The organism is Sulfurimonas sp. NW9 (assembly GCF_051132275.1).
Classification (GTDB): domain Bacteria; phylum Campylobacterota; class Campylobacteria; order Campylobacterales; family Sulfurimonadaceae; genus Sulfurimonas; species Sulfurimonas hydrogeniphila.
The window spans coordinates 558,157-576,924 of record NZ_CP093236.1 but is presented as its reverse complement, the minus strand read 5'-3'; the positions used below and the strand labels follow the sequence as shown (position 1 = coordinate 576,924).

Here is an 18,768-nt window from a genome sequence, read left to right as displayed (position 1 = left end):
CTTAGCCCTTTACAACAATATTGACAAGCTTTTTAGGAACAAAAATCTCTTTGACAATCTCTTTGCCTTCAAGCCACTTGGCAATATTTTCTTTTGCTGCTGCAATAATTGTCTCTTTATCAGCATCAGCGGCAACTTCAATTTCCCCTCTTTTTTTCCCGTTGAGAGAAACACCCAAAGAGATGCTCTCTTCTACAAAAACTTCTTCTACTGTTTCTTGCGGAGCCAGGTTGTTCAGTTTGAAATATTGCTCACTGATTTCATGACAGGTATGAGGAATAACAGGTTCCATAATCGAGCTGAGTATCCAGTATCCTTCCGTCCATACATCTGCATTTTTTTGTGCATTGAGCGCATTCATCGCCTCCATGACACCGGCAATCATTGTATTAAATGTGTATCTTTCATTATAAACATCTTCGGCACGTTTGAGTGCTTCATAGACTTTTTTACGGGCAAACTTCTCTTCTTTACTCAAGTCTGCATGATTGATTTCAGGCTTCTCGTTACATGTAAAGACATTTGCAGTTCGCTCAAAAAATCTTTTTATAAACTTGTAGGCACCCTCAACAGCACTGTCATTCCATTCAAGTTCCTGTGTCGGCGGTGCGGCAAAAAGTATAAACAGACGTGCCGTATCTGCACCGTATTTCTCAATGATGGCATCAGGGTCAACCGTATTGCCCTTTGATTTGCTCATTTTGGCCCCGTCTTTAAGTACCATTCCCTGGGTTAAAAGTTTCTCAAAAGGTTCATCCAAATCAATATAACCCAAATCACGGAACACTTTTGTAAAAAAACGCGCATATAAAAGGTGTAAAATCGCATGTTCTATCCCACCGATGTAATGATCAACACCTTCATGCCCTTTTTGGTGCATCCAGTATTTTATCTGCTCAGGTGAAAATGCCTCTTTTTCCCAGTTTTGAGGCGATGCACAAAAACGCAGGAAATACCAGGAGGATTCTACAAAAGTATCCATCGTATCTGTTTCACGAACAGCATCTTTGCCACACTCCGGACATTTACAGTGTTTCCATGTCGGGTGTTTTTCCAAAGGATTTCCCTCTCCTGTAATCTCTACATCATCCGGCAGAGCCACAGGAAGATTCTCTTTTTTCTCCATAACAAGACCGCACGCGTCACAATGAATAAAAGGAATAGGTGCACCCCAGTATCTTTGACGACTCACACCCCAGTCTTTGAGTTTATAGTTTGTCGTCTTTTTGCCCAAACCTTTTTGTTCAAACACAGCTATGATTTTTTCCTGTGCCTCTTGAGAGTTCATCCCTGTAAATTCGCCGGAATTTATAAGCTCACCGACTTCTGTAAAAGCAGATTTTGAAAAGTCATGTTCTGTTTTAAAAGGCTTGATAACCGGTTTTACAGGCAGGTCATACTTTTTAGCAAAATCATAATCTCTCTCATCATGTGCAGGTACGGCCATAACCGCTCCGCTTCCATAATCCATCAACACAAAATTTGCCACCCAGACAGGAATTTTTTCTCCTGTGAGCGGATGCGTTACATGTAAACCAAGCGAAACACCCGATTTCTCTTTTTGCCGCTCGATTGAAGAGGTGTTTTTCATAGTCTCAATTTGTGCAATAACCGAATCATCAAGCAATTTGTTCTCTATCATATACGAAACAATTTCATGTTCAGGTGCCAAAGCCGTATAACTCACACCGTAAATTGTGTCAGGTCTTGTTGTAAAAACATCAAAACACTCAAATGTATGCGAAAGTTTTGCTTGACTTGCTTCATCAAAGTGTAAATCAAAAGCAAGTCCGTTTGACTTGCCTATCCAGTTTTCCTGCATCGTCAGAACCTGTTTTGGCCAGCCACCTTCAAGTTTTTTCAAATCATTTAAAAGTTCGTCTGCATAGGCAGTAATTTTAAAATAGTACTGATTCATCTCTTTTTTGACAATCGGTGTGTCACATCGCCAGCAACATCCATCCACTACCTGCTCGTTTGCCAAAACAGTCTGATCATGCGGACACCAGTTAAGCATCCCTTTTTCACGGTACAGCAGACCTTTGTTATACATATCTATAATGAAGCCCTGTTCAAACTTCGTATAAAGCTCATCACTTGTGGCAAATTCACGTTTGCGTGAAAAAGAGAAACCCAGAGAATAAAATTCGTTTTTCATATAGTCAATGTTGTCATAGGTCCAGCTTTTAGGATGTGAACCGTTTTTTATAGCAGCATTTTCCGCAGGCATACCAAAGCTGTCAAAGCCAATCGGGTGTAAAACATTTTTGCCCTGCTGTCTGTGGTACCGCGCAAAAGCATCACTGATAGAGTAGTTTCTTACATGTCCCATATGCAGACGTCCGCTTGGAAAAGGAAACATTGAAAGAATGTATTTTTTCTCTTTGGTAAAATCTTCACTCGGCTCAAAACTTTCGTTTTGATTCCAGTATTCCTGCCATTTTTTTTCTATAGTTTTTGCGTTATATTCCAATTTTATTCTTCCTGTTAATATTCTTCGTGTGTTTTACTGCTCTCAATGTAGACAAGTCCCATTGAAAATACATTGGCAATCAATGCACCGATTGCCAGGGCAATTGCCCAGGAATCATTCTGCACAATAACCAAAAAGACAAATGCCGGAATCAGGTGCAGGTCTGCCACCAAAGAAGATGCCAACAGTTCGGCTGAAAGCAGATTACGCACACCGATTTTTAAAATTGTTGAAATCAGATTCACACTTGCGGCTATAAACAATGAAATAGCCGTATTTTCATATAAAAACCCTGCGATCGATGTAAGACTCATTAATGAAAAAAATACGTATACTACTTTACCCCAATCCATTACATAACTCCTGATTCAAACTGTTCGCGCATTCTGTTTTTTTCTGCTTCTCTTTTTGCTTTTTCTGCCAGTTTTGCATGATAGTTTTTCACATCAAAACCAAACAGTATCAACAACGGTGAAGCAACAAAGATGGACGAATATGTTCCTACGATTATACCTACCAAAAGCGTAAATGCAAAGGCATGAATAATCTCTCCGCCAAACATAAACAGTGTAAAAACCACAAAAAAGGTCGTTAAAGAGGTCAGTGTCGTACGGGCAAGCGTTCTTGTGATAGATTCATTGATAATCTCTGTCAAATTCGCTTTTTTGGATTTTGTAATCCCTTCGCGGATACGGTCAAAGACAATAATTGTATCGTTGAGCGAATATCCCAAAAGTGTCAGTATTGCAGCAAGTACATCAAGATTGACATCAATCTGAAAGAGAGCCACCGCACCCATTGCAATCGAGACATCATGCACTAACGCGGCTATAGAAGCCACGGCAAATCGCCATTCAAATCGAAATGCCACATAAACAAGAATCGCGGCTATAGAGAGAAAAAGTGCCATAAGCCCTTTCTCTTTTAACTCTGAACCTACTTTTGGACCTACAATATCAACACGGCGAATCGTAAAATTGCCTGTACCCTGCAGTGCTGCTCTTGCAACATCACCGATGTCTTTTGCTACACTCGCACTCGATGTTTTCATACGAATGACAACTTCATCCGGAGAACCGAACTCACTGATGGAAGCACCGTCAAAAAGTTTGTCTGCCTGCAGTTTTTCCCGCATCGCTTTGATAGGGGCTTTTGTGTCATACTTTACCTGAACAATCGTTCCTCCGGCAAAGTCGATCCCGTAATTGAGTCCTTTTGTCGCCAAAATCGCATATGAAGCCAAGATAAGAATAATTGAAACTGCCATCGCAATTTTTGATTTACCCATAAAATCAATGGGCTGTTTATACTTAAAAAATTCCATAATTATCCTTTAATCCCAAACCAGAAACGGTAATTTTTGCTTTTGCCTATTTTAGGTTCAAGCATCTGATAAATTCCGTGTGTTCCGAGAATTGCAGTGAGCATAGATGCCAAAATACCGATACTCATAGTAATGGCAAACCCTTTTATAGCACCTGTACCATAGACATACAAGACAACAGAAGCAATCAGCGTCGTGATATTTGCATCCAAAATTGCCGTCATTGCGTTTGCGTAGCCTTCTTCTATGGCCTTGTGCATAGATTTTCCCTCATAAATGAGTTCACGGATTCTTTCGGTAATAATGACATTCGCATCCACCGCCATACCGACCGTCAGGACGATACCTGCCATACCCGGCAGCGTCAATGTCGCACCAAAAAGACTCATAACCGCCAAAAGAATCAACAGGTTTGCAATCAGGGCAATATTTGCAATTACCCCTGCCATACGATAATAAACCATCATAAAAACAATAACAAGAATAAAACCGCCTATCAGCGCTATCATAGATGCTTTAATACTGTCAGCACCCAGACTTGGGCCGACAGAACGTTTTTCCATCATATATATTGGCGCCAATAATGCACCCGAACGCAGTGCAATCGCCAAATCTTTTGCCTCAAGCACTGTATAGTTTCCGGAAATCTGTCCGCTGCCTCCGCCGATGCGTTCATTAATATTCGGTGCAGAGTAGACTTTCCCGTCAAGTACGACTGCCAGACGTTTGCCTACGTTTTTGCCGGTAAAATCACCGAAGATGTCAGCACCCTCTGCATTGAGTTTAAAATTAATCACCGGGCGGTTGTTTTGGTCAAAGCCCACATTTGCACCGGTAAGCATCCCGCCGTCCAGAATAGGATTTCATGCACAAGATATTTGATTTTAGGATTTTTCACATCTTCTAAAATCACATCACCGTATGCCGCCGCATCTGCGTCACTCATATTGTAAACACGTGCATTTCTGGCTTCATCAACTGCCATCATTTCAAGTTTTGCCGCACGAGAAATCAACTCGCGTGCACGCTGTTCTTCCTGCGGTGTTTTAATCCCCGCAAGCTCTACAAGTATCTTGTCTTTTCCCTGACGTGCGACAACGGGCTCTGAGAGTCCGAACTGGTCAAGTCTGTTTCTGATCGTTTCAATTGCCTGCGAGACTGCCTGCTGTTTTGTTTTTTCTATCTCTTTAGGCGTCAGACTCAAGGTTATGACAGAACCTTTGTGTGTAACTTTCACACCTTCAAGTTTTGATAAAAAATCATCAAAGTTTTTAATCTCGTCACTATCAAGCACTTCAAAAGTTACACTTTTGCTGTCAAAGCTCAATCCGTCTATTAAAATATCATTGCGTTCTGCAAAGTGTTTGATACTTGCCGCTATTGATTTAATACGTGATTTTGTCGCTTCCTCGGTTTTCACACCGAGCAGCATATGCAGTCCACCCTGTAAATCAAGGCCTAAGGTTATTTTTTTGCCGCTTTGGGTCTGTAAAAGTGATGGAAGAGAAAATACAATTCCAAACACTATTGCCAGAGCAAAGATGACTATGCGATAATTAAGCTTCATCCTCGAACTTCTTTGCAATGGAATCTTTTGTAATTTTTACGAGTGTATCATCATTGAGTTTTACTGTCAAAAAGTTCTCTTCAACTTTATGAACAACAACGATAAAACCGCCGTTAGTGATGACTTTGTCACCTTTTTTAAGAGATTCAATCATCTCTTTTTTGGCCTTGGCCTCTTTTTGCTGTGGGCGAATAATTACGAAATACATAATTGCAATTAAAAATACAAACGGTAGTAGTTGGGAGATAATTTCCATATCTTGTGCTTCCTTCTCTTATAAAATTGCAGCGATTATACAAAAAATATACTAATAAGCTCTTAAATTCAGTACAATTTCAAAATGAATTCCTTAACAAAAAATATTTTACTCGCAATTGGCACGGCTGCACTTTTCAGTGCTTTTATCTATTTGGAATATTTTGGCATTGAAAATAAATTTTTCAATACCCTTTTTGGACTTGGAGCAATAGCACTGCTTCTTAGCATTCCTAAAAAAGCGGTTCTTTTTAGCGGTTTTTTTATAGGACTCTTTTGGTTTTACTGGATCGGTTTCAGTTTTAAATACCAGGGTGTCGGTTATATGGAGCCTTTTGTTACTCTCGGCTTCGGTATTATTTATCTTCTCTTTTTTGCACCGCTTGCCTTTACAGACAAGCCCTATATACGGGCCATACTGCTTTTTGGGCTCAGCTTTTTTGAACCGCTTGGCTGGAACTGGATGAAAATTGAGCTCTTGTTTGTCAACAGTTATATAGGTGTTTACAAATATCAGTTGGCGGCCGTTTTGCTCGCCCTCTCCCTGCCTTCACTGATAAAAAACAAAAAATACAGATATTTGCCTCTTTTGCTTCTCGTTTTTGCCTATAACTACGGCTATCCCAAGCAGCATGATGCGCCCCTGAAAATAAAGCTGGTACAAACACAAATCCCCCAAAGTGTCAAGTGGGAGAGAAGCAGCCTCTACCCTACCGTTGCCATGATTTTTGAAAAAATCCGTCAGGCACAGGCAGAAGGCTATGATGTTGTCATATTCCCCGAATCTGTCTTCCCTCTTTTTATGAATGAAATGCCGAAACTGATGCAGGAACTTCGTAAGGCTTCTGAAAAAATCACTGTTATAGCCGGTGCACTGATGCGTGAAAACAATCTCAACTACAATGTCACCTATATGTTTGACAAAGGCAGATACAAGGTTGCCAAAAAACTCATTCTGGTACCCTTTGGCGAGTACATTCCTCTGCCAAAATTTGCACAAAAATTCATCAACGATACTTTTTTTCAAGGATCAAGTGATTTTGTTACGGCAAAAAAACCGACAGACTTTGTCATAAAAGGTATCAGGTTCAGAAATGCCGTCTGTTATGAGGCTACATGTAAAGAGCTCTACAATGGCAATGTAAAATATATGATTGCCATAAGCAACAATGCATGGTTTACCCCTTCTATTGAGCCGACACTGCAGAAGTTGCTTTTAGAGTACTATGCCCGAAAAAACGGTGTGACAATTTACCACGCAGCCAACATGAGTGGCACAGGTGTAATCAAATAGTAATAATTTCTTTGCTATAATAAAGAAAAAACTTACCAAAGAAAGTGAAAATTTTATGATAAACCTTAAAAATCCCAATCTTTATTTAAACCGTGAGCTTTCATGGTTACAGTTTAACACAAGAGTCCTCAAACAGGCACAGGATGAGTCTTTGCCGCTGCTTGAACGTCTCAAATTTCTTGCCATTTACGGAACAAATCTGGATGAGTTCTATATGATTCGCGTGGCAGGACTTAAAAAGCTTTTTGCCGCGGGTATTATCGTCTCAGGAGCCGACAGGCTGACACCTCTGCAGCAGCTTCGTGAAATCAGAAACTATCTGCATCAGGAACAGCAGGTTGTCGAGCACTGCAGAAGTGAAATATTTAAAAAACTTGAGCCTCATGGTATCAGTGTAAAGACATATGATGAAGTGAACAATCAGGACAAACATAAGCTCAACCAGTATTTCAATGAAAACATCTATCCGGTAATTATTCCCATTGCCATAGATGCCACACATCCTTTTCCACATCTTAACAACCTGAGTTTCGGGCTTATCGTAAAACTTCGCGATATGGACAACGAAAATATAGAACGCTTTGGAATTATACGTGTTCCCCGTGTTTTAAACAGATTTGTAGAGCTTGGAAACGGAACCTATGTACCGATAGAAAGTGTTGTGGAAAAGCATGTTGATGAACTTTTTCCGGGCTATGAGCTTATCAAATATGCCCCTTTTCGCGTGACAAGAAATGCTGATATTGCCATAGAAGAAGAGGAAGCTGATGACTTTATGGAGATTCTTGAAGAGGGGCTCAAACTCCGCCGTAAAGGAGAAATGGTCCGGCTTGAGGTCGGTTCAAATGCTGATGATGAAATCATTAACTTTTTTAACCGTCATGCACATATATACAAAGATGACATCTACAGATACCATACCTTTTTAAATCTCTCAAGTCTTTGGCAGATAGTATCGAACAAAAACTTTGCACATCTTTTGGCACCGGCATTTCAACCAAAAAATCTGCCGCCTTTTGAAAACAATGAAGATATTTTCTCTATCCTGGAAAAGCAGGATGTCTTGATGTACCATCCTTATCAGAGTTTTGACCCTGTGGTAAATCTCATTCAACATGCGGCAAAAGACCCTGATGTTGTCTCTATAAAAATGACACTCTACCGTTCAGGGACAAAGTCGCCTATCGTCAAATCTTTGATGGATGCCAGTGAATCGGGAAAACAGGTTACCGTTATGGTTGAGCTAAAAGCACGCTTTGACGAGGAGAACAATCTCATTTGGGCAAAAGCGCTTGAAAAATCAGGAGCCCATGTTATTTACGGAATTCAAGGGTTTAAAGTCCATGCAAAAGCGGCTTTGATCACAAGAAGAAAAAACGGAAAACTCAAGCAGTATGCCCATTTAGGCACAGGAAACTATAACCCTTCCACTGCAAAAATATATACTGACATGAGTTATATGACGAGCAAGGACACCATCACCAATGACTTAACACGCTTTTTTCACTTTTTGACAGGCTTTAGCAAAAAAGGAAAACTCAATGAGTTATATATGTCTCCTTCACAAATCAAGCCTAAAGTCCTTTCTCTCATTCACAATGAAACAAGACAGGGAAAAACGGGCATATCATTGCAAAGGTAAACTCACTTGTTGACGATGATGTCATCAGAGCACTCTACAAAGCCTCTATAGCCGGTGTAAAAGTTGAGCTTATTGTACGTGGTATCTGCTGTTTGAAGCCCGGTATCAAAGATGTCAGCGAAAATATAAGAGTTATTTCCATTTTGGGAAAATACCTTGAGCATGCCCGTACTTTTTATTTTAAAAATGATGCATCAAAAGTCTATATCTCAAGTGCAGACTGGATGCCCCGAAATCTTGTGCGGCGTATAGAGCTTTTAACTGCCATCAAAGATGAAGATGCCAAAAAGAAAATTATACAGATTCTCAAACTGCAATGCTCCGACAATGCCCTTGCACATGAACTGCAAAGTGACGGATCCTATATAAAAATCAAACCAAAAGAGGGGCAAAAGGTTATCAACAACCACAAACTTCTTGAAGACTATGTCAATCGCATTGCAAAAGCAACCAAAAAAGAGACCTCTACCTATGTGCAGCAGCTGGTTAACCGTCTCTTCATAGAAAGTTAAAGGAGCACGCCTTATGTTACATGTATACAAAAATATAACCCCGACTGTAGGTAGCAGAAGCTGGATAGCGCCTTCAGCGGATGTTATCGGAGATGTTACCTGCGGAGAAGACTGTTCCATCTGGTTTGGCTGTGTCGTTCGCGGTGATGTGCATTATATAAAAATCGGCAATCGTGTCAATATTCAGGATTTGAGTATGATACATGTAACGCACTACAAAAAAGAGAACAAAAGTGACGGAAATCCGACAATCATCGAAGATGATGTGACCATAGGACATCGCGTCATGCTGCACGGATGTACCATAGAAAAAGCCTGTCTTATCGGCATGAGCGCTACTATACTGGACGGTGCGGTTATAGGCAAAGAGAGCATAGTCGGAGCAGGTTCGCTTGTGACAAAAAACAAAGTTTTTCCGCCACGCTCACTCATCATGGGAAGCCCTGCAAAAGTTGTCAGAGAATTGAGCGAGGAGGAGATAAAAGAACTTTATGCCTCTGCCTCACGCTATGTGGCGTTTAAAGAGGATTATGTTCTGTAATCTGCATTTATTTTGACATATTCATACCCGAGATCGCAGCCAAAAGCTGTGAACTTTCCGTCTCCTATCCCAAATCGCAATAAATGGTAAATGCTTCTCTTTTCATTATCTCACCGGCTTTTTGCTCCATCACTGCATCGAAATAGAGTGTTCCCCTGTCATAGACACAGACATCTTCAAAGGCAATACGCAGTTTTTCTTCATCCGCATCAGCACCGCTTGCACCGACTGTTGAAGCGATTCTTCCCCAGTTTGGGTCTTCTCCGTAGAGTGCCGTTTTGACAAGTAAAGAATTGGTCAGCGCTTTGGCCACAATCTCTGCCTCCGCATCATCTTTTGCCCCACTCACTTCATAGGTAACAAGTTTTGTCGCGCCCTCTCCGTCTCTTACCATTTCACGGGCCAAAAAACGCATAATTTTATAAAGAGCTTCTGTGAATGCTCTCCTGTGGTAGACTTTACTTTTTGCATTGCTGAGCAACATAACTGTATCATTGGTCGAGGTATCTCCGTCAACACTTGCGGCATTAAAAGTTGTTTTTACATTTTCAGTTAAAATATTTTGCATTTCATCTTTGTCAACTTTCGCATCAGTTGTGATAAAACAGAGCATTGTAGCCATAGCGGGATTAATCATACCCGCGCCTTTTGCCATTGCACCAATGTGAAAACTGCTGCCGTCTTCAAGCTCAACTCTGTAGGCAATCTGTTTTGAAAAAGTATCGGTTGTCATAATCGCTGCCGCTGCAGCACTGCCGTCTCGTTTTTTCAAATCAAAAAGTCTGGCACCGGCTATAATCTTCTCTTTTGGCAGTCGTACACCGATAACACCTGTTGAGCTCATTACAGGATTGTGCACTTCCTCCGGCAAGGTGGCTAAAATTTCTTCTATATCTTCAATACCTGCTTTTCCGGTCATAGCATTGGCATTTTTAGAATTAATAAGTACAAAATTTGTTTGAAACTCACCTTTTGCTTTAAAGTGGCGTATAGGTGCTGCCGTCATTTTGTTTGTTGTAAATGCTGTTGCTATTTCACACAAGGTATCACTGTAAACAAAAGCCATATCTTTTGCTTTGTTCGGTTTTAATCCTGCACTGATACCATCCGCATAAAAACCTTCTGCCGTACAAACCCCACCATCAACTTTTATCAACTTATACAAACTTCAACTCCTTAGGTTTGACTCTTTTTGAAATCAGATCTTTTGTTATTTTAATCCCTTCCTGTGTGCCTATCACTAGAAGTTTCGATTCACTTGTCACCAAGGTATCTCCCTTTGGCATTCCAATAAGCTTTCCGTCTTTTCTGGTAATTCCCACAACTGATGTGTTTGCAATTTCCCGGATATGTGTCTCTTTCAATTTTTTGAGAACTGCCCAACTGTAACGCGGCACTATGATCTCTTGCATATCCAAAGGATTGTCACTTTTATATAAAAATTCTTCAAGCAGATTTTCCATATCGGGACGGGCTGCCATTGCAGAGACTCTCTGCGCTGTGAGTTTTGTCGGAGAAACGACAGTGTCTGCTCCAAGTTTTTTCAGCTTTTCCACATCACTCATTGTCTCTGCTGAGGATATCACATAATAGGGACGAGGCAAAAAATGTTCTTTTCAAAAAGCCGCACCGAAGCAATCAGCGCAATATTGTCAGCAATAGAACTCGACAAAGTAATCAAACCTTTTGCAGAAGAAAGATGTGCTTTGAGCATTGAAAGCTCAGCATGAGGCTGTGCCTGCAAAAAATGCGGATATTTATGCTCTATTGCCCATTCATGGATTTCAGCTCTTGGATCAATCACAATAAAAGGAATATGGTTTTTTCGCAACTGTTTTGTTACTTCTATTGTATAGTCATTATGATAGCACACAACAAAATGCTTTTTAAGTCTTGCTATTTTGTACAGCATTCTTCTCTCCTTCATTATGGCAACAATATGCCCCTTGTTCAGTTCTGAAACCAAAATACCTATAGCACTTGAAAATACTGCAAACCCTGCAATAATTAAATTGATAGTAAAAATTCTTCCTGCGTTTGATATTGGAGCAATTTCACCAAACCCAACAGTAGTAAAAGTAATGGCCGTTTGATAAATTGCATCCATTATTGTAAAATTATCTATAAGAACATATCCGGATGTTCCTATTAACATTACAAATACTGTTAAAATTAAAGGGAGACGAAAAGCTTTAAGGTGGGAATAAACTTCAGGAAGAAGCTTGGGATCAGGTTTGGGAGGGCTCTCCCAATTTAGGAACTTGCGAATCCTTGGTAAAAGATTCAAAACTGATTCCTATAGTCTACGAATTTTTCTTAAGTGTGCGTAATTCTCTTGCAGAAATCTTAATCTTCTTCGTTGTACCGTCTTCTAATGTAATACGAACTGTTCTTAGGTTTAATAAAAAACGACGCTTTGTTCTGTTTTTTGCATGAGAAACATTGTTCCCACTCATCGGGCCTTTGCCGCTGATAGCACATCTTCTTGCCATTTGAGTATCCTTGAATGATATTTTAAAGTTGCGAATTATAGCAAACAAAAGCAAAACTGCAACTTAAGCCTGTTTTGTTTTTTTTTGAGAATATACTTTCTATACTTTATTTGAATTTTATCTTAATCTCGTTAGAATATATAATATCCAACATAAAGTAGTAAAATTTGATTACATTACAACAGATAGACGCATTTATAGAAAAAATACCGCCATCACCAAAGATTTTAAAACAGACGCTCGCTTTGCTTGATCAGGGTGATCTGGTTCAAGCAGCAAAAGTGGCACAGAATGACCCTGCACTCAATGCCTATTTGAAAGAGTTGGTGAACAAACCTTTGTACGGGTTTAAAAATGAAGTCACAAATGTTTCTCAGATTTTTGGCATACTTGGTGTCTCAAGATCACAGCAGGCGGCTTACAACTATATGATCTCTTTGCTTTCTCCCGCAAAATGGAAACTCTTCAAACTGAACAAATCTTCTTTTTATGATTTACAGGCCGGACTCTCTGTTGACTGGCACAAAATTACCGCTTATTTGCAGATAGAAGATAAAGACCTTCAGAGTGCTGTTGCTCTGCTCCCTGCAAGTATCATAGTATCCGAAGCACTCTTTTGTGAAAAAATTGAAGATGTAAAGCTTCTTAGAAGTGTAGATGAGATTGATCTCAACACCATATTGCAGAGACTCTGCAATATGGACCTGTTTGATATATGTGAAAGAATTTCCCAAAAATGGGAAATGCCCAAAAATATTGCCGATATCATTCAGGCATCTTCCGGCATTAAACCGTCTCAGGATGAAACAAACAACAAACTTGGAAAATGGATGCATCTGCTACTCTTTTACACCCTGTCAAAACCTGTTTTTATTGAAGCCGGATTGAATGATTTTATTGACTTTCAAATTGATTTTGTCAGCGACATCTATGATGACTTTTCAAAACTGATGGAGATTTCATGAGAGCGGTAATTAGAGAAGGAATCGGCGTATTTCACCCTCAGGGATTCCTTGACGGTTCGTCAGGAAGTTCCTTTCTGAGCATAGAAGATATAGATGCCACACTCAAAAGCAATGCTTCGATGATTCTTGTTTCACTAAAAAAAGTTATTTTCTTCAACAGAAACGGTTGGACACTTTTGTAAAAATGTTTCAAAAAGTCAGAAGCAAAAACCATATAATCGTCGGTTTTTGTGATTATGACAAAAAGAAATATGATGCTTTTAAAAAATTTTATGATGGCGATTTAAGTTTTTCACTCTTTAAAACTCAGCAAATCGCTTCTCTGTTTGCAGACGGGTTCAAAGAAAAAAATAAAAATATACTGCCTTTACAGTGAAGACAAGTCACAAAGAGCCGCTTTGGCAATAGAGTTGCACAACAATGGGCACAACCCGATAGTTGCACAGACAAAAGAAGAGTTTTTGCAAAAAGCAAAAGTAGAAAATGCCTATGATGTCATCATAGAAGACACATATCTCGGGCAAATGGGACAAAAAGTTGCAACAAGAGTCACGGGCAATGCCATCATATACACTGTTTCTTCATTTTTGGATGCGGAAATAGGCAATACTTTTAATATAGCCTATCACAACAACTCCCTGCATGTCGGTTTTAGACTTTTTATCTTTGATGCCTACAAAGTTGTCAGTATGAATATTCATGCTCTTAATTTTTTCTCAAAGCTTGCATCATCTTCTGCCGAATACAATGCCACCATATGTTTTGTAGGCATGTCTTTTGACAAAACACCTCTTTCTTTCAAAGAGACACTTGAAGATGCCGGCATCATGTTTTTTGAACAGATGGATGATATTTTGCAAAACAAAGAACTTTTGGACGAACTTGGTGCCAGCAGTGCAGCTGCGACAAAGAACAAACGTGCACTTAACAAAGTACTGGTGACAGAACTGCCAAGATTTATTGATGCAACTGTAGCCACTATAGAGATGATGACAAATTCAAAAGCATCAAAGATGCGGCAAAAGTAGACAAAATTGAAATTACTGACAAAGATGGAAAAATAGCGAGCTCTATCGGTTTTTACGGAGACATTGACGGCATGGTTATGCTTGTTTTTCCGCTGGGCATTGCGAAAAAAGCCTGCGAACTGCTTATTGGGGAGAGTACTGACGACAAAGAGATGATACTTGATACTCTGGCTGAACTTGTCAACATTGTCGGAGGAAAAGTAAAAACACTTTTGGCAGACGAACACATCAGTGTGGATATTACCCTTCCTAGAACCTACCATAATGTTGAAGGACTGCTAGAAGTTGCCAAAGGAAAAAAAGGTGTTCAGGTTGATTTATCCTTTGATAATGACAAGTTTTTGTTTTTCTTAACAAGGTAAAAGCTATTATAGTTTATAATTCCACAATAATTTAAAAGGAAGAATATGCAAGTAGCCCCTAGCGTTCTCTCGGCAGACTTTGGAAATTTGGCACGGGATGTACAGGAAATATGTGAAGCGGAATGTGATCTGGTACATGTAGATGTCATGGACGGGCATTTTGTACCCAATCTGACGATAGGGCCGGTTGTGGTTTCGGCTATAGCCAAAGCTGCCACAAAACCCCTGGATATTCATCTTATGGTCGAGAACAACACCTTTTTTGTAGAGCTTTTCGCACCTCTGCAGCCAAAATATATCTCTTTTCATATAGAAGAAGAAAAACACCCGCATAGGCTCATACAAAAAATCCGCTCTCTTGGTATCAAACCCTGTATAGTGCTCAATCCAACACAATTCCCGAAGAATTGGAATACCTTCTTGCAGATTTGGATATGGTTTTGCTTATGAGTGTGAATCCTGGTTTTGGAGGGCAATCTTTCATAGATTCCGTACTTCCAAAAGCAAAAAAACTTGATGCTATGAGAAAAAGACTCAATCCCGAATGTCTTATCCAGGTAGACGGCGGGGTAAGTGACAAAAATATCCATGCACTCAAAGAAGCCGGCGTTGATGTTGTTGTTGCCGGCAGCTATGTTTTTAAGCACGAAGACAGAGCCAAAGCGATAAAGAGCTTACAAATATAATGCGTACAAAAATCTGCGGTATTACCTCTTATGAGGATGCTATGACGGCAATAGATGCCGGAGCTGATGCACTTGGATTTGTATTTTATGAAAAATCTCCACGCTGCTTAACACCTGCTGAGGCAAAAAAAATTATTCAAAAGCTTCCTCCTTTTGTTGAGAAAGTAGCCCTCTTTGTCAACGTCGATGCACAGACAGTCAATGCTACATGTAAAGAGGTTGGTGCGACACTTGCCCAGATTCATTTTGAAGCAGACGAAGCGTTTTATGAGCACTGAAAATCCCTCATATCAAAGTTATAAGAGCACAAAAAAAAGAAGATGTACTCCAGTATGCTGATGAGTACAGACTTGTTGATGCCTACTGTGAAGCATATGGCGGTGCAGGAAAACAACTTAATGCAGAATGGTTTGAGGGCGTTGAGTGTTCCAAAATAATTCTTGCCGGCGGCTTAACTCCCGACAACATTCAGGCTCTGAAAAAGTACGGTTTTTATGCTTTTGATGTCAGCAGCGGTGTAGAAATATCACACGGGAAAAAAGATGCAGCTAAAGTAAGAGAGTTTATACACAATGCTCACTGATAATTTCAATCTTGATGCCAAAAGCATTTCACGACTCTCTTCACGCGGACTCTCTTTAAAAACACTCAAAGAGCAACTGAGCGAAGAGCTTGAACTTTCCATAGAACTCTGGAAAGCACAGGGTTTACATGTAATCAGACACCAGGGATATTACTATTTCGATACAAAATTTATTCCTATCCATCAGGCAGAATTCTGTATCGTTGATATCGAAACAAACGGTTCAAAAATAGAAAAACACCAGATCATTGAATTGCTGCTGTAAAAGTAAAAAATGGAATAATCATAGACAGATTTGAATCTTTGGTCCATACCAAAGAAATTAATCCTCATATCACGGAGATTACAGGCATAACTGTCGATGATACAACAAATGCGCCTCAGCTCAAAGATGTTCTGCAACGATTTAAACTCTTCTTGGGTAATGCCGTGTTTGTTGCCCATGATGTCAAATTTGATTACAGCTTTATATCCAAAAGCCTGCAAAAAATCGGCTTGGAACCCCTGCTAAACAGGAGTCTCTGTTCTCTTGCCTTAGCTGAAAGAACTATTGTCTCTTACAGATATGCACTTTCCTATCTGAATGAAACACTGCGATTAAATCCGGAAGCCAGGCATCACAGAGCCATGAGCGATGTCATTACAACCTATGGACTGTTTTTGTTAAGTCTGGAGAATTGGATGAAGATATAAAAACGGTAGAAGATTTAATCAAGTTTTCAAAAGAGGCGCCAAGGCTGAAACGCCCAAAATTTGATCCTCTTTTAGAGATAAAAAAAGAGGAAAAAGAGCAGTAGAGTTACTCCTTGAAAGCACCCGGTTTTGTGAGTTTTGCATAGCGTGCATTCATTCTCTCTTCTTCACTCATAGCTTTTAATTCTTCCACTTTTTGTAAAAAATACTCTTTAAGAACCTGTGCTGCTTTTTCTTTTTCTCTGTGTGCTCCGATTAAAGGCTCATCAATGATATCATCAATCAAATCAAGCTCTTTTAAATCTGCACTGGTGATTTTAAGTGCGTTTGTAGCAGTTTCTACTTTTTTAGGATCATTCCAAAGAATTGCAGCACATCCTCAGGCGAATAACACTGAAGATAGAATAACGCATCATTGCAAATTTATCGGCAACGCCGATGGCAAGAGCACCGCCGGAACCGCCCTCTCCTATAACAATAGAAACCGTAGGAATTTTCAGTTCTGCCAGTTCGAGCAGATTTCTCGCAATTGCCTCGCTCTGGTTTCTCTCTTCTGCCCCTATACCAGGATAGGCACCCGGTGTGTCTACAAGCATAAGAAGCGGAATATTGAATTTTTCGGCCAATTTAGCGGCACGGAGTGCTTTTCTGTAGCCTTCAGGATGCGGCATACCAAAATTTCGCTTCAACTTGTTTTTTGTTCCACGCCCTTTTTGCTCGCCGATAACCATAACTTTTTGATTGTCAATATACCCAATATAACAAAGAATAGCGGCATCATCACGGAAATGTCTGTCTCCGTGTATTTCATACTTGTCTCTCATTATAAGATTAATATAATCCAGTGCATAAGGACGATCAAGATGGCGTGCCAGTTGAAGCTTTTGAAAGTCAGAAAGATTTTTATAAATCTTTGTAACTTCCTTATCTAATTTCTTTTTCAACTCTTCAACTGCGCCTTGATCATGGCGAACCTGTGCAGAGATTATATCTTCTTGAATAGCTTTTATTTTATATTCAAAGTCTAAGTATGTAGCCAAATTAAATCCTTGTCAATTAGATTTTTTTGAATATAAGAACGCCGTTTGTTCCGCCAAAACCAAATGAGTTACTCATAACAATGTTTAGATCTGCTTTTCTCGCACCTTCAGTAACATAATCCAGTCACAGTTTTCATCAGGTGTTTCATAGTTGATTGTCGGAGGAATGATACCGTCCCGCATCGCCATCAAACATGTAACAGCCTCTATACCGCCTGCTGCACCGAGACAGTGACCGATCTGTCCTTTGATAGAGCTCATCGGAGGACAGTTTTCTTTTCCGCCCAAAAGATCTTTCAGCGCTGCTGTTTCATTTTTATCATTTACCGGTGTACTGGTTCCATGTGCGTTGACATAGTCAAGTTTCGGTTCACCGGCCATTTTATAGGCAGCTTTCATCGCACGGGCAGGACCGTCCAATGATGGTGTTGTAATATGATTCGCATCACCGCTTTCACCAAAACCGATAATTTCACCGTATATTTTTGCACCACGCGCAACTGCATCTTCGTATGTTTCCAAAACAAGAGCCGCAGCCCCCTCTCCCATAACAAAACCGTCACGATTTGCATCAAAAGGACGAGAGGCATGCTTGGGATCATCATTTCTTGTAGAGAGTGCTTTCATCGCGGCAAATCCGCCGACTCCCACACCTGTTATAGCAGACTCTGCCGAGACAACCAGCATTTTATCGGCTCCGCCGCATATAATGGTTTTTACCGCTTCACTGATTGCATGTGTTCCTGCGGCACAGGCTGTTACACTTGAAAGGTTTGGTCCTTTTGTTCCGTGTTCTATAGAAACGAATCCTCCCAGCATATTTACAAGAGCACCCGGAATAAAAAACGGAGAAATTCTTCTTGGTCCGCGAGTCTCTAAAATAACAGAACTTTTCTCAATGGAAGGGAGTCCGCCGATTCCTGAACCTGCACTGATTCCGAATCTTTCCATATCTGTATCTTCAGGAAGTGCAGCATCTTCCATCGCTTCTTTGGCAGCTTTGAGTCCAAGGTGGATAAATCTGTCTGCTTTTTTTACTTCTTTGGGAGGCATAACCGTAGCAGGATCAAAGTCTTTGACTTCTCCGGCTATTTTTACACTGAATTTTTCAGGGTCAAATATAGTGATGATGTCTATTCCGCATTCACCGTCACATATAGCTTTAAAAGAACTCTCTTTATCGTGACCTACTGAATTTATCATTCCCAGACCTGTAACTACCACTCTTTTCATTGAATATTCTCCATAAAATAATAAAATACTTTTAAAAATCAATACAAAAATTAACTATTAAAAATATTTGCTTTCAAA

Annotated in this window: 14 protein-coding genes and 8 pseudogenes; 12 read left to right on the top strand and 10 right to left on the bottom strand. The window is 40.0% G+C overall.

Annotated features, from left to right (window positions below; genetic code table 11):
• Position 1: 1 nt before the first annotated feature.
• The 5 genes and pseudogenes from leuS to yajC all read right to left on the bottom strand — a co-directional run bounded on the left by leuS (position 2) and on the right by yajC (position 5,620).
• A complete protein-coding gene (gene leuS / locus MLC44_RS03475) occupies positions 2 to 2,473 on the bottom strand; it encodes a leucine--tRNA ligase (RefSeq protein WP_434658504.1) in 2,472 nt (823 codons plus the stop codon).
• Between the two features lie 14 nt (positions 2,474 to 2,487).
• The gene (locus tag MLC44_RS03470; protein ID WP_151900907.1) at positions 2,488 to 2,826 is read right to left on the bottom strand and encodes a DUF6394 family protein; all 339 of its coding nucleotides are present in this window, start codon (positions 2,824 to 2,826) and stop codon (positions 2,488 to 2,490) included.
• Positions 2,826 to 3,797 (bottom strand): protein translocase subunit SecF, encoded by a 972-nt coding sequence (gene secF, locus MLC44_RS03465; protein ID WP_151900908.1) that lies wholly within the window; start codon positions 3,795 to 3,797, stop codon positions 2,826 to 2,828. Before secF ends, MLC44_RS03470 begins: the two co-directional genes overlap by 1 nt.
• Before the next feature lie 2 nt (positions 3,798 to 3,799).
• Positions 3,800 to 5,364 (bottom strand): annotated as a pseudogene (gene secD, locus MLC44_RS03460) (protein translocase subunit SecD).
• Positions 5,354 to 5,620 carry a preprotein translocase subunit YajC gene (gene yajC, locus MLC44_RS03455; RefSeq protein ID WP_151900910.1) on the bottom strand — a complete coding sequence of 89 codons (267 nt, stop codon included), beginning with the start codon at positions 5,618 to 5,620 and terminating at the stop codon, positions 5,354 to 5,356. Before yajC ends, secD begins: the two are co-directional and overlap by 11 nt.
• A gap of 84 nt (positions 5,621 to 5,704) precedes the next feature.
• Between yajC and MLC44_RS03450 the strand changes: the two genes are divergently transcribed.
• From MLC44_RS03450 to MLC44_RS03440, 3 genes and pseudogenes are all read left to right on the top strand, one after another.
• Entirely contained in the window at positions 5,705 to 6,913 is a 1,209-nt protein-coding gene (locus MLC44_RS03450; RefSeq protein ID WP_434658503.1) for an apolipoprotein N-acyltransferase, read from the top strand.
• Between the two features lie 55 nt (positions 6,914 to 6,968).
• Positions 6,969 to 9,067 (top strand): annotated as a pseudogene (locus MLC44_RS03445) (RNA degradosome polyphosphate kinase).
• Positions 9,068 to 9,080: 13 nt separating this feature from the next.
• A complete protein-coding gene (locus MLC44_RS03440) occupies positions 9,081 to 9,608 on the top strand; it encodes a gamma carbonic anhydrase family protein (RefSeq protein WP_434658502.1) in 528 nt (175 codons plus the stop codon).
• Here the strand turns inward: MLC44_RS03440 and argJ are convergent.
• The 3 genes and pseudogenes from argJ to rpmB form a co-directional block, all read right to left on the bottom strand.
• Positions 9,596 to 10,710: pseudogene (argJ, locus tag MLC44_RS03435) on the bottom strand (bifunctional glutamate N-acetyltransferase/amino-acid acetyltransferase ArgJ). The gene MLC44_RS03440 and the pseudogene argJ sit on opposite strands and share 13 nt — an antisense overlap.
• A gap of 55 nt (positions 10,711 to 10,765) precedes the next feature.
• A pseudogene (locus tag MLC44_RS03430) lies at positions 10,766 to 11,895 on the bottom strand (potassium channel family protein).
• A 16-nt stretch (positions 11,896 to 11,911) separates the two neighbouring features.
• A complete protein-coding gene (rpmB, locus tag MLC44_RS03425) occupies positions 11,912 to 12,100 on the bottom strand; it encodes a 50S ribosomal protein L28 (protein WP_013326380.1) in 189 nt (62 codons plus the stop codon).
• Between the two features lie 167 nt (positions 12,101 to 12,267).
• Between rpmB and MLC44_RS03420 the strand changes: the two genes are divergently transcribed.
• The 9 genes and pseudogenes from MLC44_RS03420 to MLC44_RS03380 all read left to right on the top strand — a co-directional run bounded on the left by MLC44_RS03420 (position 12,268) and on the right by MLC44_RS03380 (position 16,417).
• Positions 12,268 to 13,065 (top strand): HDOD domain-containing protein, encoded by a 798-nt coding sequence (locus tag MLC44_RS03420; protein WP_151900916.1) that lies wholly within the window; start codon positions 12,268 to 12,270, stop codon positions 13,063 to 13,065.
• Positions 13,062 to 13,247 carry a hypothetical protein gene (locus MLC44_RS03415; protein ID WP_434658501.1) on the top strand — a complete coding sequence of 62 codons (186 nt, stop codon included), beginning with the start codon at positions 13,062 to 13,064 and terminating at the stop codon, positions 13,245 to 13,247. Before MLC44_RS03420 ends, MLC44_RS03415 begins: the two co-directional genes overlap by 4 nt.
• Entirely contained in the window at positions 13,232 to 13,441 is a 210-nt protein-coding gene (locus MLC44_RS03410) for a hypothetical protein (RefSeq protein ID WP_434658500.1), read from the top strand. Before MLC44_RS03415 ends, MLC44_RS03410 begins: the two co-directional genes overlap by 16 nt.
• Positions 13,442 to 13,463: 22 nt before the next feature.
• Positions 13,464 to 14,093, top strand: a complete 630-nt coding sequence (locus MLC44_RS03405; RefSeq protein WP_434658498.1) for a hypothetical protein — start codon at positions 13,464 to 13,466, stop codon at positions 14,091 to 14,093.
• 77 nt (positions 14,094 to 14,170) lie between these two features.
• Entirely contained in the window at positions 14,171 to 14,455 is a 285-nt protein-coding gene (locus MLC44_RS03400) for a chemotaxis protein CheX (RefSeq protein WP_434658497.1), read from the top strand.
• Between the two features lie 45 nt (positions 14,456 to 14,500).
• A pseudogene (gene rpe, locus MLC44_RS03395) lies at positions 14,501 to 15,141 on the top strand (ribulose-phosphate 3-epimerase).
• A pseudogene (locus MLC44_RS03390) lies at positions 15,141 to 15,724 on the top strand (phosphoribosylanthranilate isomerase). Before rpe ends, MLC44_RS03390 begins: the two co-directional pseudogenes overlap by 1 nt.
• Positions 15,714 to 15,989: a hypothetical protein gene (locus MLC44_RS03385; protein WP_434658496.1), complete on the top strand. Its 276-nt coding sequence runs from the start codon at positions 15,714 to 15,716 to the stop codon at positions 15,987 to 15,989. Before MLC44_RS03390 ends, MLC44_RS03385 begins: the two are co-directional and overlap by 11 nt.
• A gap of 38 nt (positions 15,990 to 16,027) precedes the next feature.
• Positions 16,028 to 16,417, top strand: coding sequence for an exonuclease domain-containing protein (locus MLC44_RS03380; protein WP_434658495.1), 390 nt, complete (start codon positions 16,028 to 16,030; stop codon positions 16,415 to 16,417).
• A gap of 106 nt (positions 16,418 to 16,523) precedes the next feature.
• Here MLC44_RS03380 and accA read toward each other — a convergent pair.
• Positions 16,524 to 17,457: pseudogene (gene accA, locus MLC44_RS03375) on the bottom strand (acetyl-CoA carboxylase carboxyl transferase subunit alpha).
• Positions 17,458 to 17,473: 16 nt separating this feature from the next.
• Positions 17,474 to 18,690: pseudogene (locus MLC44_RS03370) on the bottom strand (beta-ketoacyl-ACP synthase II).
• Between the last annotated feature and the right edge of the window lie 78 nt (positions 18,691 to 18,768).

Bases quoted from the DNA above. Each gene is read 5' to 3' on its own strand.
- MLC44_RS03470 (WP_151900907.1), bottom strand. From the start codon at position 2,826: ATGGATTGGGGTAAAGTAGTATACGTATTTTTTTCATTAATGAGTCTT.
- secF (WP_151900908.1), bottom strand. From the start codon at position 3,797: ATGGAATTTTTTAAGTATAAACAGCCCATTGATTTTATGGGTAAATCA.
- yajC (WP_151900910.1), bottom strand. From the start codon at position 5,620: ATGGAAATTATCTCCCAACTACTACCGTTTGTATTTTTAATTGCAATT.
- MLC44_RS03450 (WP_434658503.1), top strand. From the start codon at position 5,705: ATGAATTCCTTAACAAAAAATATTTTACTCGCAATTGGCACGGCTGCA.
- MLC44_RS03440 (WP_434658502.1), top strand. From the start codon at position 9,081: ATGTTACATGTATACAAAAATATAACCCCGACTGTAGGTAGCAGAAGC.
- rpmB (WP_013326380.1), bottom strand. From the start codon at position 12,100: ATGGCAAGAAGATGTGCTATCAGCGGCAAAGGCCCGATGAGTGGGAAC.
- MLC44_RS03415 (WP_434658501.1), top strand. From the start codon at position 13,062: ATGAGAGCGGTAATTAGAGAAGGAATCGGCGTATTTCACCCTCAGGGA.
- MLC44_RS03400 (WP_434658497.1), top strand. From the start codon at position 14,171: ATGCTTGTTTTTCCGCTGGGCATTGCGAAAAAAGCCTGCGAACTGCTT.
- MLC44_RS03385 (WP_434658496.1), top strand. From the start codon at position 15,714: ATGCTCACTGATAATTTCAATCTTGATGCCAAAAGCATTTCACGACTC.